Consider the following 14,124-nt stretch of genomic DNA (forward strand, 5'->3'; position numbering starts at 1 on the left):
TAAAAATCAACCCTTACGTGTCTTTACCTTCACAGTTACATACAATTCCCCATATGAAAAACAAGCTGAATCTGCCTTAGAATGCTCATCTGAACCCATAAAAGATGGTACACTCAAAACTATAGGAAGCACTCGAAAAGACTGATACAATATATGTAAATCGGTATCCATTACAGCTTCTATGGATACTGATTTTTCATTCCCAGCAATCTCCCACATCCTTGCCACACTCATTTAAATTGTATTAAGTTTCCACTACCCACAAGCAATTCTTTGTGAAATATGGTAAATTCAGAGTATTCATTTTAAAGGAGGTTGCGTGATGCTTCTCTCGATTATCATTCTTGCTATATTATTATGGAAATTCATCAGTGGGCTCCATAAAGGATTTGTTATCGAGCTTCTGTATACAATCGGTTATTTTGCCGTCTTTATCTTTGCCAAAGTCCTTTGTACGCCAGTTGCCGAGTTCCTATCCACAACTTTTAGCAGTGACCAAAGCTCCACCAGCAGCACTGCCATGATGAGCTCCGTTTCATTTTTCATTCTCATGGCCATTGGCTGGCTATTAGTGCGTCTGATCGCACGCTGGTCCCGTTTAATCACGTGGATTCCGGTCATTAAACAAGTCAACGGACTGGCAGGTGGCCTTATTAGCCTTGTGATTGCTTATTTTGTCATTTTTATTCTATTAATTGTGAGCCAATTTCTGCCCAACGACACTTATCAAGCCCAGCTTTCAGATTCACAAGTGGCGCAATTTATCATCAAAAAGACGCCCGGAATTTCGTCAGATATTTTGAGTAAATACATTCTCAACACTGATGAAACAACGACGACTAATACAATTTCAAACGAGGAAAACTAACCATGAACTATCGATTGATTAAAAAATATATCGCTTCTCATCTAGCAACTCCCACTGCCTCATTGACAGAAGTCACGGATCCTGAGGCCGGTATTTTGTTTAAAAACGGTGAAGATAGCTCATTTTTCTATCTTGATCCCCAATACAGTAACGTCTTTTTCGAAAAACACGAAAACTTACTTTATAAACACGAATATGATTCAGCAACCCATGATTTTAAGTCAAAAATAATTTAATAGTTAAAAAAATGATCAATTGATTCGGAATTTTACCCGACTTTCAATTGATCATTTTTTATAAACTCTAATAAAAACTTGGTTTATCACCATCTGTATTTGGTTTGTTTAACCCTGTAGATGTCCGAACATCTTTTTTGGGATTCTGAACAAGTTTGACCACATAATCTGCTACTGACTTACGCGAAACTTCAGTCCCCTTCATCTCATCATGGCGGCCCGTCACTTCATAATCCACTTCATCCTTATTTGTTAACCAGTTGGGACGAATAATCGTGTAATCCAAGTCGGAAGCTTCAATTTCACTAGCTGCCTTGGATTGAGTTGGAAGATAACCACTCGGATTGAGCATTTGTTTATTCCAATCACCAAACTTACCAGGAACCTCATCGAACACACCTAAAGTTGAAATCCAGATCAACCGTTTCAAGCCAGCTTCATGCATGGCATTCACAATATGAGGAATCATTTTATCCGTATCATCCGGACCTAAGTTGGCATACACCAAATCTTGTCCTTTTAATGCAGCTGCTAATTCTGATTCATTATTTACATCACCAACAACTACCGTTTCACGATTCTTATCAACATCGGTCAACTTCTTAGGATGGCGGACAAACAACTTTAATTGATCATCTGTTTCTTTAATTAATTGCTTTGCGGCCAGGCGTGCAATGTGTCCAGCTGCCCCCAAAATAATAATTTTACTCATTTAGAAAACCCCTTTCTTGATTTCAATTGTAATTATAATACTTACAGTTTGAGTTTCAACTATTTACACTCCAACATTATTCCATTCATAAGCAAACACATTGACGATTCCCCCAAAATCAAAGATAATAATTATATAAACCATAAGGAGGTTTTCAAAATGTCAAAAGCTAATGATAAGTTAGACGCATTAAAAGATAAGGCCGCTGGTAAAGCCAAAGGAACTATTGGGAAAATGACCCACGATGATTCCAAAGAGTTAGAAGGTAAAACACAAAAAGAAAAAGGTAAGCTTAAAGATAAGGCTGCTGACGTAAAAGATAAAGCAGCTAAAAAGATCAACAAGCACGTTGATGACAAAGATAATATCTAGGCTAAAAAGGATAGCATTAGGAAATCAGATTGATTTTCTAATGCTATTTTTTTGCTGCATTTTTCTATCAAACAAGCAAAGCCCTCAAAAGGTAAAATTTACCTGCATCGAAAAAGCTTGTCTCCAGAAAACTGAACTTCAGTTTTACAGAAACAAGCTTTTTTACCGTATATTAATCATTTTAATGACAGCGTAGTTAAATTGCGCTAAAATTGATTTTTAAAAAACATTGAGGAAGTGGCTTCATTGATGGTTTCATATTTACGCAAAACAACCCTTGAAGATTTACCAACTGTTTCAAAAATTATTACATCTGCTAAAGAATTTCTGAAAGCTCAAGGCATTGATCAGTGGCAGGATGGCTACCCAGACTTAGAAGCACTTGAAGCCGATGTCAAAAATCAAATCGGCTATGTGCTAATAATTGATAATCAAATCGCGGGAACAGCAGCCTTACTCCCCGATCATGATTCAAATTACGATGTGATCGCTGATGGTGCTTGGCAAGGTGCCGCGGATGCTAAATACACCGCTATTCAGCGTACTGCCATGTCGTCAGATTTTCGCGGTCAACACTTATCTGAAAAGATGATCTCTGGATTACTCACGCTTTCAAGTCAGTTTGGCTACCATCAGGTCCGCATTGATACTCACCCCGATAACAAACTGATGCAACACTTAATAACCAAAAGTGGCTTTGACTATCGCGGAACAGTATTAATGGACCACGATCCATCTGAGTTACGACTGGCCTATCAACTTTTTATATAAAGTGATTTATTTAATGAACTTCAACGAGTTCACCAATTGAAAGTAAATACAAATAGCGTTCTTCTACTGGGATTTTTAAAATATCTGTCAATGCTGCCGCGTATAAATTAACCTGGCCGGCATAACGATTAATGATATTTTGAACTCCATTTTTTGTGCTTCCTGGTTTAACGTAGTCCGTCTTATAGTCAAACAAAATTGCTCGCTTATCGATGACAATATAACCATCAATAATTCCGTGAATCAGGATTTGCGTTTCTTCTGTATCCGAGAAGTCCTTAAAACCACTAAATAATTGGTTAGCTGGCATCAGTAGTGAGAATGGTACTTCTCGGTGAACCCGATCAGGATGTGCCAGTAATAGGTTTCCCAACTGAGAATCAAAGAATCGTAAAATGTTCTGAACTTCAATTAAGTTGGCAACTTCTGGACTTAACACTTTGTTGGTAACCAGTTTAGCAATCAGATCCCGAACACTATCCTCGGTAGGCTTCGTTTTTAACGAAATTTCTTGTAATACTAAATGCGTGGCCGTTCCTATTTCAGTTGGTTTTGGTTTGACAGTAGTTTGTAAAAATTTTGGTGTTGCTAGCTCATTTGAAACATATCGATTCTGCACTTTTAGCTTTCGATCGCGTTCAACAGTGGACTGTGTCATTTCCAAACTATCCGGATCATCAAATAATCGCTTCACTTCAGATACAGATTGATATGCAGTTGTTTCAGTCGCTACCTGATGCGGATATTTCAAGTTTAAAACTTGATCAATTTGATACGTATTTAGATCACTGACATCTAATTTTTGCGTAGCCGTTTGAAATTTCTGCCACCAATCTTTTTGGGGCTTTCCAGCCTGCATAATGGCAACATCTTGCAGATCTGTCTTTGTCTTAAACTGAACTTCAAACTTAGTCGTATCTCCGCTTAATTCAGCAAGTTGGGTTTGGTCTTCGCTACCTTGATCAAAACTAGGATGGCGAATTAGGGCTTCTCCTATCCAGTCTAAGAAATTATGAGTGGTTAATCGTGTGGCTTCTGTCAGTAACATCTCTTTACTGCGTGAAGCTGTTTGCCATTTCTTTAAGATTTTTTCTTGAGCGTCACAGGCGCCTACAATGATGAGTTTTTGTTGGGCACGGGTTAAAGCCACATAAAGTTGTCTCATGTTTTCAGCCAAACTATTCCGTTTTACCTGATCTAAAATCGATAGTTTTTGTGGTGTATCTACTTTTATTCGTGTATTCGGGTCAAGATAGGTGATCCCAATTCCAGCTTTCGAATCCAGAATGTACCTGTCCTTCATAGAAGTTGTATTAAATTGATGAGACGCATCCATCAAAAATACCACTGGAAATTCAAGACCCTTACTCCCATGAATAGTCATGACCTTTACAGCAGCCTCATCACTAGTCACAGGAATCTCAGCCAAATCTTTGCTCTGCTTTTGCATCCTTTCAATGAAGCGAACAAATTGAAATAGACCTTTGAAACTGCTTTGTTCATAACTTCTTGCGCGATCATATAGCGCATTTAAGTTGGCTTGACGTTGCTGACCAGCTGGCATGCCACCCACATAATCCAAGAAACCAGTTTCATCATAAATTGTCCAAATCAAAGTGGCTAATTGATTTTGATTTGCAATATCTTGAAAATGCGTCAACTGTTCCAAAAAGTGTGTTACCTTTGCAAATAACTGATTTTGAAATTCATTCGTTTCGTTATCCTTAAAATTACTCTGAAAATCTTTAACTGCCTGGAAATAGTCTCCGGTCCGATTATTAATTCGTAAGAAAGCTAATTCGTTTTCATTCAAACCCACAATTGGGGATCGCAAAACGGCAGCTAACGGAATATCTTGATAAGGGTTATCAATAATCTTCAACAATGCCATCATAATGGCAATTTCGGTGGTTTGAAAATAGTTTTGTGCATCATTTACCACAACTGGGATCCCCATCTGTTTAAACAACGCTACGATAGTTAAATTGTTTTTTCTGGTTGGCGTTAACAAAACAATATCCCCATAAGTTAATTTCCGACAGTCATTAATTTGTCGATCGTAAATTTCCGTTTTATTTTCAATTAACTCTTTAATTCGTTGGCCCGCAATGGCAACTTGTCCTCGTGATTTATCATCGATTTCAAAACTACCTGCTTCAACCTCATCGTTCGGCCGGCTGCTGGTCTGTTTCTCATCATCATAAACAAGAACTTCGGTGCTCTTTGAAATTGCTTCTCCCTTATGATCTTTTTCTGGATAGTATATTGCGCCATATACCAGTTTAGCGTCATCATCATAAGCAATTTCACCCAACTTACGATCCATTAACTGTTCAAAAATTAAATTAGTGAATGCATCAACGTTTTTGACCGAACGGAAATTTTGTGACAAAATAATGCGTTCTCCCGTTAAATCATCTGATTGATAAGCTCGATCTTTGCTGATAAATAGATGCGGATCGGCCAACCGGAAAGCATAAATGGACTGTTTGACATCCCCCACCATAAACATGTTACCCGGGTCTTCAGTAGTCACACTGGTCAAAATAGCTTCTTGAATGGGATTAATATCTTGGTACTCATCCACAATGACTTCTTCGAATTGTTTTTGATAAGCGGCACGAGCACTTTTTGACTCTGCTGACGGGCCATTCAAAATTTGCATTGCAAAATGCTCAAGATCACTGAAATCAAGAATCTGTCGATGCCGTTTTTCTTTAGCGTAGGCATCCCTAAAGGCACTTGTAACTTTGGCTAACTCTGTAATCAGTGCTTCAGACTGCTTCATGACCTTTGTCATCTGGTCCTTGTCTAAACTGAAATACTTTTGCGTCAGTTCCTGAATCCGCATTTTGTACCCATTTTTATGGTTTGTATCCCCACGCACCTCTTTGACACGTGCCTTAAATTCTTTCACTTCATCGTTTCTTTTACCCCCGCTCATACTCTTGAAATCTAAACTACGGAGTTTCCCTCGTAAATCATTCCAGTCAGATAATCCACTATCTAAAATTTCTTGCATTTGATTCACATCAGCATCAATAATGGGGCGCAGCTTTTCAAGATCTTCTGAACCATTTTGAATAAGTTCTTGTAAAGAGTGAGCTTCTTCCAAACTATTAGTTAGCTCATCTTTAATAACTGGAACAACTTGTTCTTTATAAAACGAAGTATCATCGAGATCTCCATCAATCTGATATGGTTGAGAAAGCGTGGATAACCAAGTTCTCGGATCGGGGGTTGCATTTGCAAAATCGTATAGTTTCAGCATCAAATCAGTAAAACCATCATCGCTACGATCATTTGAAAAATTGGCGGTTAACTGTGCAAAAATATCACCATCTGTTTCATACAATGATTCGCGCAAGTCACCCCAAACCTCTTCGCGAAGCAAAATTCCTTCTGTTTCGTCTGTTAGCAATCGAAAAATGGGATCCAAATCAATCACATAATAATAGCGTTTGATAATTGACATACAAAACGCATGGATTGTACTGATATTGGCTGTATTTAGCTTTGTGAGCTGGGAAAATAAATGCTGTCGTTGAGCAGGTTCCTTTTTGACGCGCATTTGATCATTGATCGCTTTTTGAATTCGATCATGCATTTCCTTAGCTGCCGCTTCAGTAAAAGTCACAACTAATAATTTGTCGACATCTGTCCCATTCAGGATTTTCTCAATCACACGTTGAACTAATACCGACGTTTTACCTGAACCCGCAGAAGCAGAGACAAGCACATTATGACCATCATGATAAATCGCATGTCGTTGATCATCCGTAAAATTAGTTTTGCCCATGCTTGTCATCTTCTTCCTTTAACATTTCTAGAACATCTTTTGCTTTGTAATTTTCCAATTTATGATAATTGTTTTCCGGAAGCATCTCATCAAACTGCATAATCGCTTTATATGGTGAATACTGTAATGCCGTGTGTTGATCCGTCCACCGAGCAGGATTCAACTTCAACTCACCAGCAAAAATTTTTCGACTAGCTTCCACAATCTTTTTCTCGGCATGCTTAATCAAACGCTCAAGATCTTCTTTCGTCACAATTTGATTACTCCTTGAGCCGTACTTACCACCCTTAGTCTTGCTGAATGGATAAATTAACGAGGATCCTGAATCTAATCGCGTATCCAAATTATCTAATAATTCCGGATCACTTAAAATAATGCCTTTGTATTTGGTGTCCTTCAATAGCGCCTCTTGAACTTCCTTGGGATCTGCTGTCTTTAGCTTAGCAATATCAACGGATGGATTTTGTAAATGCATGTACAGTGCCCCTGATAGCAATGGATCCACTGCGTGCTGATCAATTAAGGCAATATTTTTCTTCAAAGCATCAATATAGGTCAACATTTGCATTGCCAAACCATAATAGGCATCCCGAAAATTGAAATCGTGTTGGCTAGACTTATAATCGACAATGCCAAAATATTGTCTTGATTTACCCGATTCTGAAGTTAATTTAAGTTCATCGATTCGGTCAATCTTGCCTCGAACCCGCACCTTCTGAGTAGGTGAAACATCAAAATCTAAGGACTTTATGCCAGTCTCTGACCCAACTTGACCAAACAGAACTTCGGTCTTAATTGGACGCATCTTGGAACTAGAACTTTGCAATACGAAGATTTTCAACATTTGCTTGATTGTTTGGTTCAATTGATTGTTAATATAATGCATGCGATTTGAACTTTTTAAAATTTCAAACTGGGGTTCATCTCTGATATCTTTAACCACAGCATTTAAGAAGTTTTCCATCTCAGAATCAGACAGATTGGCAATATCCACTTGTTCCTGGTTAATCAGCTTTACGAAGTGATCTAAGACCATATGGAAATATTCACCAGTACTTGCTGGAGAAAGTTCAAATACATCCCTTTCCTGCAGTTTCAAGCCATATTTCAAGAAATAGGCGTATTCATTTTGATAAAATTCCTCTAACTTTGAAATTGAAGTATTGATGGTATCCCCGTATAAATCACTGACAATTTCTGGTTGAAGTTTAACGGGTTCGTTTTTATAATTCAGACTTTGAAATACGCGGTTGGTTAGGTGACGTAACTGCAAATCGGTAGTTAAGACACGATAAATATACTGCCATTTAGGTTGAATCATTTTTTGAATATCTTTACTATCACGGCTCACCTGTAGCAGGTGAGTTAACGTACTTCGTTTTGAGCCTAAAAACTCACTGACTGATTCTTCATCTAAACGAGGGCGATCAAAACTCCGCTGAACTTCAATTTTAAAATGATCACGAATTTCTTGTACATACGGAGATAATTTTTGTTTGATACCGTCACTATTGGTATCCGCGTACGAGAAGCTTACTGTTTGGCATCCCGACAGGAACGCCACGTAATTCAAATATCGCTCAAAATGCGCTTGTTCATTCGTATTATCAGTAAAAAATTGTTCGTCAGACAAGTCGTCTTTTAGAGCTGCACAGTCATCATCCGACAAGATTCCTTGATCATTAAACTGCTCTGGCATCACCGCATCTGTAGCCCCGATAATAAAGGTGTACTTACGATCATTCATCTGGGCCATCCCTGTTTCAGAAATCATAACTTGATCTAATGTGGATGGAATTAATGAATAGGAAGCACCTTCAAAACCAGCTTCCAATAATGCCACAAAATTATCCACAGTAAACTCGCGATCTCCAAGAATGGCTACATACTCATCTAACATGTCACAAAAGGTCTGCCAGGTTTGTTCTGGTTGGGCACCCTTCGCTAAATCACCCGCATTAACCGCTGTGTCACGCCATTTTTTAAGTTGCTCAGTCACGCCTTGGTTAATCAAAAATTGATAGAGAACAGTGACAGCTTCCTTACCTGTTTTTGCCTGATCCAAAGCTTTGAAAAACGGTGGCAGAGTTTGCCGAATGTAATTGCGAATACTATTGACTTGTTTAGTAATCGCAATGTCACGATCAGACTGAATACCAAAATCACTGGGATTAAACCGCATATATTGCCAGTCATCTTTTTGCAGCCATTTGCCACCTTCATAACCGTTCTTCAAAACTAAGTTCTCAGTTAAATCCTTTGCTTGGCGAAAGGCTTGAATATCCATAAATTTATCATCAATTTTTGGAATAAGTAATTCAGTTTTCAAGAGGCGCATCACATCTTGATAGCGATAATAATGAGACTTTACTGCAAACAAAGCTTCAATTAAAGCTACAAACGGATGATCCTTCATTGAAATCTGCAAATCAGTAAAATGGGGGATTTCATATTCCGTCATAACTGGTGTTAAAACTGTTTCATAAGTATCTAAATGGCGCGCCAATACAAGAAAATCATGATAATGAATCTGCGGATCGTTTGCGACCATTTGTCTAATCTGCCGTGCGACCTGTTCAATTTCAGTTTGGCGACTATCTGCATGCCTAATTTGAATACTATTTTCATCCGTTAAACTCTCGGGTTGAGAATCCTGCATGTTAGACGCCTGGAGCCAGAAGTTTTCAAGTTTAACAAGGTCAGCACTCACCCGTGTTTGATCTGCAAAACTATCTGTCTTGATTTTTATGGCGTTTGCGTGCGCAAAATGATACAGCTGATAATAGGTCTTTGCTGACTCGTAAAAAAGATCTTCTTCTTGAGGTTTCGAATCCGTGTAAGCGTGATCCAGGGTCAAACTAAAAATCACTGCTTTTGATTTTTGAATGAGGACTTTCACTAACTTCATTTCTTGAGCCGTAAGCGACGAAAAGCTGTCAAATAAAAACACCATGTGACTTAAATCTTGCTCGGCTAAGTACTCACACAAAGCTTCCATGAGCGTATTGCTATCGACATAATTTCCCAACATTTCTTCTTCAAAAGCTGTATAGATAATTGCTAAATCGTGCATTTTGGCCGTTAAATCAATTGTGGAATTTTCGTCAGCATTAACTTTTTGAGTCAAAGTTTCAAAATCCTCAGCAGTAATCCGTCCCTTTTGAAGTTCATCAAATTGACTAGCTAGTTGTTGAATAAAGCCAGTTTGCGTCTGTTCACCATTAAAAACCGTCAGTTCATCTTGATGTTCCAAAATAATTCTGTCGATTAACATTCCTATGCCAGCCTTGGATAATCTTGGCACTTGATAGATTGGTTCATTTTTCATAAAATACCAAGCCAATCGTGAAAACGAGAACACCTGCAATTGATTTTGGGCATAGGTGGCCTCGTTTCCGTTGTGCTTTTTTCGTAAAGCATTTAAAACAGTTAATTCAGATTGAAACTTGATATGATTAGGCACAATGTAATAAACTTGTGATTCCGAATCGGCCTCCAAAACTTGACCAACTTCATCAATCATCGCCTGTCGTTGATCACGACTGGCCTTACCTAAAATAAATTTTAAAGTCATAAGAACCTCCTATCAAAAAAATACGCACGTATGTTCGTTTTATTTTTATTATACTTGATTTAACCACATTTTTCAGCCACAAATTCCAATGGATTGATTTTTGTACTGATCACTTTTGACGGTTTCTAAAATTACCTTAGCGACGGCTTTTGCACCCACATCTTTTGCACTGTCCATGGTGGTCCCTTCATCCACAAGCCGATAACTTAGATCAGTTGAATCTAAAACATTTGTCGGACGCAAAATAGTATACGGAATTTCTGATTCGTCGACTAGTTTGCCCGCATACTGTTGCTGTTTTACAAACTCTTCTTGATCGTGCGTCACTGTTTGAATATTTTTAATTGGATATTCGGCATTGACTCCGGCTACGGATCGAAAAATGATTTTCTCTAATTTAATCCGATGAACTTCAATGGCATCCATCACCGCATCCAAGACGTAATCTACGTCCCAGCCACTCACATTAATAACCAAAATATCTGCAGGTGTCAAATGGGCAGTTAGTTGTTCAGCGTCCTGTAAGTCAACAACTTGAATATTTTGAAAACCTGCTGGAATATTTCCCTCTTCTTCAATGAAGTTAAATTGAAGTTCGTTATTTTTTTCGCCTTGGCAAGCTTCGAAAAATGCCTGCCCAACTCTATCACCAACACCCATAACCAAAACCTGTTTCATGTCGATTGCTCCTCATATATGTCGTAACATCATTATAAAACGAACTCACAAAAATTGCTGTGCTATAATCAATTCAAATTAATGACTATGGGAAGTGTTGTAAATGAGTTTCGAAAAAAATCCAAATCGCCATCGTTTGATCGCACTGGATCATCAATACGTGGCTCCAGCCGGCCGAGTTCCAAAGTTTGATTTAGTGGTGGATCACGCTAAAGACGCTACTGTGTGGGATGCTGATGGCAATAGTTACATTGATTTTTTAGCAAGTGCTTCGGCAGTCAATATCGGTCATGGAAATCCCCATGTAGTGGCCGCAATTCAGCAACAGGCTGACAAACTTGTTCACTATATTTCAGGCTACTTTTATCATGAACCAGCAATCGAACTCGCTAAACACCTAGCACTCCTAGCACCTGGAAACTCGCCAAAGCAGGTTTCGTTTAGCACTTCTGGTTCTGAAGCAGCCGAAGGGATTGTGAAATTTGCCCGCAGCTACACCAAACGTTCCGTTATTTTAACGTTTCAAAATTCATGGCATGGCACAACTTTAGGCGCGGCAAGCCTTTCAGCCATTGATGCCAATATGCATAGAGATATCGGTCCATTAGTGCCAGATATTCACCATTTGCCATTCCCAGATCCGCAAAAAAGATTTCCAAACGAAACCTTGGCCGATTTTTCGAAACGATATCTGGACGACCTTCGAGATTTGTTTCAACATGATATTCCTGCCGACCAAATTGCGGCCATTCTGATTGAACCGATTCAAGGTGATGCGGGTATCATCATGCCACCCAATGACTATATGCAAGGTTTGTATCAGCTCTGCCATGATAACGGGATTTTGTTTTGTACAGACGAGATCAATCAAGGATTTGGCAGAAGTGGCAAAATGTGGTCAATTGATCATTTTAACTTAGAGCCTGATTTGATGGCTGTTGGAAAATCACTAGCCTCTGGTATGCCACTTTCAGCTGTCATTGGAAAAGTCCCAATCATGGATAGTCTAGCTTCACCTGCAAATGCCACAACTACTGCAGCCAATCCAATCTGTTGTGCAGGTGGTTTGGCAACTTTAGATGAGGTTGAAAGGCTAAATCTACCTCAACGCTCGCAACAATTGGGGGTGTTCGCCAAAACCCAATTTTTAGAATTGCAACAAGACTTTCCAATTATCAAACAGGTGCGCATGATCGGATTAAATGGCGGTATTGAATTTGAAGCCACTAAATCTGCTTTTGTGACCGCCTTAAGTGAGTACTGTTTTGAACATGGCCTGATTATGATTTCTACTATGGACCACATTTTAAGATTTCAACCGCCTCTAGTAATCACGGAAGAAGAAATCAAAACTGGGATTGCAATTATTCGTGATGGCTTACAAAAACTAGCTTAATTTAACTTAGTCAAAGTGTTCAATGAACTTAAATTAAAGTAAAATTGCCGTTTAGATTTAGCCTTTCTTTGAAATTTACCAGTTGTTAATCAAAACACAATATGCTAAACTAGGCACCACAGAATTTAATAGCACTTACCTGTATAATGTCATAATATGGTTGATAAGTTTCTACCCGACACCTTAAATGTTGGACTATGGGCGAATAGTGTTTTAGATAGCTATTTTTGGCGTATCTTTAACAATAGACGACAGACTTATACAGGTCACAACAGCAATGTTGTGGCCTGTTTTACTTTCATATTCTCAATTTATACGTTGTAAGTGACAGAAAAGGAGAACTAAATTGAAGTCTATTGAAGCAACTCATGCAAAACCAATTCAAACTATCTCACAGCCCAAAGCGGCCTTACTAGGTTTGCAACACCTCTTAGCCATGTATTCTGGAGATGTTTTAGTCCCGTTGTTAATTGGTGGTTACTTGCATTTTACAGCTTCTCAAATGACCTACTTAGTCTCTATTGATATCTTCATGTGTGGGATTGCCACGCTCTTACAACTAAAAAAAACGGCGCTAACTGGAATCGGCTTACCCGTCGTCCTTGGCTGTGCCGTTCAGGCTGTTCAACCGTTGCAAAATATTGGTGGGGCTTTAGGAATTGGTGCGATGTACGGTGCCATTATGTGTGCAGGCCTGTTTGTTTTCTTAATTAGTGGTCTGTTTTCAAAAATAAAAAATCTCTTTCCGCCCGTTGTTACCGGCTCTTTAATCACCATTATCGGTTTTACCCTAATTCCAGTTGCCTTCCAGAATCTGGGTGGCGGTACGGTTTCTTCCAAATCATTTGGGGATCCCAAGAGTTTAATCATTGGTTTTGTCACCGTCATTATCATTGTCGCCGTCAACATTTGGGGAAAAGGATTTATGCATTCGATTGCAATTCTAATTGGCATTCTTGCCGGTACCTTATTAGCAGGCGCAATGGGCATGGTATCACTTAGTCCCGTGGCCCAGGCCAGCTGGTTTCATTTGCCTCAACCATTTTACTTTGGAACCCCAACTTTTCACGGCTCCGCAATTATTACAATGATTATGGTTTCTTTAACCACAATGATTGAATCCACCGGCGTTTTCTTTGCCCTCGGCGATTTGACAGGTAAAAAAATTGAAGAAGATGATTTAAAGCGGGGCTACCGGGCCGAAGGAATTGCTGCTATGCTTGGCGGACTGTTTAATACTTTCCCATATTCCACATTCTCGGAAAACGTGGGCGTTCTTCAACTTTCCGGAGTAAAAACTCGTAAACCAATCTACTATTCAGCCTTCTTCTTAATTATCTTAGGATTGCTTCCCAAGGCCGGTGCTGTAGCTACAATTATTCCTGATCCTGTTTTAGGAGGCGCCATGATCGTCATGTTTGGAATTGTCGGTGCCCAAGGTGTTAAGATTCTCCAACAGGTTGATTTTTCAAAAGATAAAAATATTTTAATTACCTCCCTGTCAATTGGAATGGGACTCGGAGTTACCGTTTACCCACAAATTTTCCAATTTTTACCAACTGCCGCGCGGATGTTACTCACGAATGGAATCGTTGTTGCCAGCATCGTCGCCGTCGTTTTGAATTTGTTTTTCAATGGTATGCAGGGTGATGAGTCAAAATCTGAAGTTCATAAATCTAATTAGATAGTCAAATAAGTGTAAAAAAGAGGTTGGAAAG

At 38.9% G+C, this 14,124-nt stretch carries 10 protein-coding genes and 1 riboswitch; of the genes, 6 read left to right on the forward strand and 4 right to left on the reverse strand.

Translation table 11 applies throughout. From position 1 onward, the window contains the following. The first annotated feature begins 322 nt into the window (after positions 1 to 322). Both DD627_RS05025 and DD627_RS05030 read left to right on the forward strand, forming a co-directional pair. A complete protein-coding gene (locus DD627_RS05025; protein ID WP_057782975.1) occupies positions 323 to 868 on the forward strand; it encodes a CvpA family protein in 546 nt (181 codons plus the stop codon). Between the two features lie 2 nt (positions 869 to 870). Continuing rightward, the gene (locus DD627_RS05030) at positions 871 to 1,104 is read left to right on the forward strand and encodes a hypothetical protein (protein ID WP_260274762.1); all 234 of its coding nucleotides are present in this window, start codon (positions 871 to 873) and stop codon (positions 1,102 to 1,104) included. 67 nt (positions 1,105 to 1,171) lie between these two features. On the opposite strand, the gene DD627_RS05035 is transcribed toward DD627_RS05030, so the two are convergent. Beyond that, positions 1,172 to 1,816 carry an NAD(P)H-binding protein gene (locus DD627_RS05035; RefSeq protein WP_260274761.1) on the reverse strand — a complete coding sequence of 215 codons (645 nt, stop codon included), beginning with the start codon at positions 1,814 to 1,816 and terminating at the stop codon, positions 1,172 to 1,174. Between the two features lie 159 nt (positions 1,817 to 1,975). Between DD627_RS05035 and DD627_RS05040 the strand changes: the two genes are divergently transcribed. Beyond that, the gene (locus tag DD627_RS05040) at positions 1,976 to 2,188 is read left to right on the forward strand and encodes a CsbD family protein (protein ID WP_260274760.1); all 213 of its coding nucleotides are present in this window, start codon (positions 1,976 to 1,978) and stop codon (positions 2,186 to 2,188) included. Between the two features lie 246 nt (positions 2,189 to 2,434). Beyond that, positions 2,435 to 2,959: a GNAT family N-acetyltransferase gene (locus DD627_RS05045; RefSeq protein ID WP_260274759.1), complete on the forward strand. Its 525-nt coding sequence runs from the start codon at positions 2,435 to 2,437 to the stop codon at positions 2,957 to 2,959. 10 nt (positions 2,960 to 2,969) lie between these two features. On the opposite strand, the gene addA is transcribed toward DD627_RS05045, so the two are convergent. From addA to DD627_RS05060, 3 genes are all read right to left on the reverse strand, one after another. Continuing rightward, positions 2,970 to 6,758, reverse strand: coding sequence for a helicase-exonuclease AddAB subunit AddA (gene addA / locus DD627_RS05050; RefSeq protein WP_260274758.1), 3,789 nt, complete (start codon positions 6,756 to 6,758; stop codon positions 2,970 to 2,972). Further along, positions 6,745 to 10,332, reverse strand: a complete 3,588-nt coding sequence (locus tag DD627_RS05055; RefSeq protein WP_260274757.1) for a PD-(D/E)XK nuclease family protein — start codon at positions 10,330 to 10,332, stop codon at positions 6,745 to 6,747. The genes addA and DD627_RS05055 overlap by 14 nt, the downstream gene beginning before the upstream one ends. Before the next feature lie 72 nt (positions 10,333 to 10,404). Continuing rightward, positions 10,405 to 11,010, reverse strand: a complete 606-nt coding sequence (locus DD627_RS05060) for an NAD(P)H-binding protein (RefSeq protein WP_260274756.1) — start codon at positions 11,008 to 11,010, stop codon at positions 10,405 to 10,407. A 103-nt stretch (positions 11,011 to 11,113) separates the two neighbouring features. On the opposite strand from DD627_RS05060, the gene DD627_RS05065 reads away from it, so the two are divergent. Continuing rightward, positions 11,114 to 12,406, forward strand: coding sequence for an aminotransferase class III-fold pyridoxal phosphate-dependent enzyme (locus DD627_RS05065; protein WP_260274755.1), 1,293 nt, complete (start codon positions 11,114 to 11,116; stop codon positions 12,404 to 12,406). A gap of 119 nt (positions 12,407 to 12,525) precedes the next feature. Beyond that, a riboswitch (purine riboswitch) is annotated at positions 12,526 to 12,624 on the forward strand. A 137-nt stretch (positions 12,625 to 12,761) separates the two neighbouring features. Next, positions 12,762 to 14,090: a nucleobase:cation symporter-2 family protein gene (locus DD627_RS05070; RefSeq protein ID WP_260274771.1), complete on the forward strand. Its 1,329-nt coding sequence runs from the start codon at positions 12,762 to 12,764 to the stop codon at positions 14,088 to 14,090. The last annotated feature ends 34 nt before the right edge of the window (positions 14,091 to 14,124 follow it).

Source organism: Pediococcus sp. (assembly GCF_003533255.1).
Taxonomy (GTDB): Bacteria; Bacillota; Bacilli; order Lactobacillales; family Lactobacillaceae; genus Pediococcus; species Pediococcus parvulus.

Coding starts and splice junctions, on each gene's coding strand:
- DD627_RS05025 (WP_057782975.1), top strand. CDS start 323: ATGCTTCTCTCGATTATCATTCTTGCTATATTATTATGGAAATTCATC.
- addA (WP_260274758.1), bottom strand. CDS start 6,758: ATGGGCAAAACTAATTTTACGGATGATCAACGACATGCGATTTATCAT.
- DD627_RS05060 (WP_260274756.1), bottom strand. CDS start 11,010: ATGAAACAGGTTTTGGTTATGGGTGTTGGTGATAGAGTTGGGCAGGCA.
- DD627_RS05040 (WP_260274760.1), top strand. CDS start 1,976: ATGTCAAAAGCTAATGATAAGTTAGACGCATTAAAAGATAAGGCCGCT.
- DD627_RS05055 (WP_260274757.1), bottom strand. CDS start 10,332: ATGACTTTAAAATTTATTTTAGGTAAGGCCAGTCGTGATCAACGACAG.
- DD627_RS05065 (WP_260274755.1), top strand. CDS start 11,114: ATGAGTTTCGAAAAAAATCCAAATCGCCATCGTTTGATCGCACTGGAT.
- DD627_RS05030 (WP_260274762.1), top strand. CDS start 871: ATGAACTATCGATTGATTAAAAAATATATCGCTTCTCATCTAGCAACT.
- DD627_RS05035 (WP_260274761.1), bottom strand. CDS start 1,816: ATGAGTAAAATTATTATTTTGGGGGCAGCTGGACACATTGCACGCCTG.